Here is a 1818-nt window from a genome sequence, read left to right as displayed (position 1 = left end):
CGCATTGATGCCTTGCGCCCCCAGCCAGCTCAAGGCCACCCCGACCAGACCGCCCAAGCAGCACAGCACCACCGCTTCGACCAAGAACTGCAAGCGCACATCGGCCTGCCGCGCCCCAACGGCCATGCGAATGCCGATCTCGCGGGTGCGCTCGCTGACCGAGACCAGCATGATGTTCATCACCCCGACCCCGCCGACCAGCAGCGAAATCGCGCCGACGCCGGCAAACAAGAGCGCCATCGCCCCGGTGATCTGCTGGAACTTTTTGAATTCCTCGGCGGCATTCCAAGACTCAAAGTCTTCGATGCCGTGCAAGGCCTTGAGCCGGTAAGTCAGCTGCTTTTGCACCTCTTCCGGCGGCAGGCTGAAGTCCAGCAGCACATTGAAGCGGTCGGCGTCCACGCGCACATCGAGCTTGCGGCCAAAGGTGGTGTGTGGGATCAAGATCTGGCCCAGCCAAGCGCCAAAGTTGACCGCCCCGCCGGTGTCCTGGCCGACGACGCCGACGATGGTCACCGGCAAGGCGATGCCCACAGCAGGCGGCGTGAGCCCAATGCCCTCCATGCCACCGGGTTGCGGGGTTAGCAGAACGGTGCGGCCCAGGGCGGTCTCGCCGGGCTTGAACAATGATTTGCGCGCCTTGTCATCGATCACCGCCACCAGGCTGGAGTTGGCGTAATCCATGGCGTTCAGATAGCGCCCCTCCACCAGCTTGAGCTTGCGGGCGGCCAGCGTCTGCGGCTCGGCGCCCAAGGCCGTCACCATGGCGTCGCGGCTGCCCTGGCGGGCGGTGAGTTGCGCTTCGCGTTCCACCGTCACGGCTTTGACGCCAGGCAGGGCCCGGATCGCCTCAATCTCGCTGGGCAAGAAGGACTTGGCCTGGGTGCCGGGCGGCAGGGCCGGATTGCCCTTGAAGACCGGGATGCGGCCCGACAAAAAGCTGCCCACGTCTTTTTCAATGCTGCCGCGCGCCGCACTGGTCAGCGCCAGGATGGACACCACCGCCGCAATACCGATGCTGATGCCCAGCATGGACAGCGCGGTGCGCAGGCGATTGCCTTGCAAAGACTGCCCGGCCGACTGCAGCGCTTCACGCCACTGCATTTGCTGGCGGCCCCACCAGCTGCTGCGCGGCAGGGCGGCGGTCTCGCCGTTGAAGCTGCTGGGTGCTACATGGTCGCTGGGCGTGCCGCTGTCCTTCAGCACCTTGCCATCGCGCAGCTCGATGATGCGGCGGGCATGCGCCGCCACATGGGCATCGTGGGTGACCAAGATGATGGTGTGGCCGCGCTCGTTCAGCTCGCGCAACAAGGCCAGCATCTCGGTGCCGCTTTGCGAGTCGAGCGCGCCGGTGGGCTCGTCGGCCAGGATGATCTGGCCGCCGTTCATCAGCGAGCGGGCGATGGAGACGCGCTGCTGCTGCCCGCCCGACAGCTCATTCGGCTTGTGGTGCATGCGCTCGCCCAGGCCCAGGCGGGTCAACAGGGCCTCGGCGCGTTCGCGTCTGGCCTTGCTGCTGGAGCCGGCGTAGACAGCCGGCAGGGCCGCGTTGCCGCGCGCATCCATATGCGGCAGCAGGTGGTAGCGCTGGAAGATGAAGCCAAAGCGCTCGCGGCGCAGGCCGGCCAGTTCATCGGGGCCGAGCTGGCTGGCGTCTTGCCCGTCGATGAGGAACTGGCCGACGGTCGGGTTGTCCAGACAGCCCAGCACATTCATCAGCGTGCTCTTGCCCGAGCCCGACTGGCCGATGACGGCCACAAACTCCCCGGCCTGGATGCTTAGATGGATGTCGTCCAGCGCCGGCACGTCGATGGCGCC

General features: G+C 66.6%; 1 protein-coding gene. It reads right to left on the bottom strand.

Going from position 1 to position 1818, the window contains the following annotated elements; all coding sequences use genetic code 11:
- On the bottom strand, positions 1 to 1818 hold a 1818-nt coding region (locus ACOVRJ_RS02415; RefSeq protein WP_422042312.1), incomplete at both ends, for an ATP-binding cassette domain-containing protein.

The sequence above is a fragment of the Roseateles sp. genome, assembly GCF_049240545.1.
Lineage (GTDB): Bacteria > Pseudomonadota > Gammaproteobacteria > Burkholderiales > Burkholderiaceae_C > Paucibacter_A.
This window is presented reverse-complemented; position numbering and strand designations above follow the sequence as displayed.